Below are 207 nucleotides of genomic sequence, written 5' to 3'. Positions count from 1 at the left end.
CGAAGCCAATACAGATCTGCGCTGTTATGACAGTATACCGGAGAATGCGCCGGTGCCTTTTTATCATGCGGAAATGCTTGGCTCGATACCGGAGAAAAGTAAAACCATGATGAAAGACCGATACCAGGCGGTCATTCACGTACACACGGAAGGCAAAGGATCCGTTGCTATTTTTGATGCGATTCACAAGCTGGAAGAGGCGCTGAC

1 protein-coding gene is annotated in these 207 nt (G+C 48.8%); it reads left to right on the top strand.

What is annotated here, in order from left to right; translation table 11 throughout:
- Positions 1-207: DUF5072 family protein (locus NIE88_RS22260; RefSeq protein ID WP_253065759.1), on the top strand; the 207-nt coding region annotated here is incomplete at both ends.

The organism is Sporolactobacillus shoreicorticis, from assembly GCF_024125445.1.
Taxonomy (GTDB): domain Bacteria; phylum Bacillota; class Bacilli; order Bacillales; family Sporolactobacillaceae; genus Sporolactobacillus; species Sporolactobacillus shoreicorticis.
Note: the sequence above shows the minus strand (reverse complement) of the source record. Positions and strands in the feature narration are given on the sequence as shown.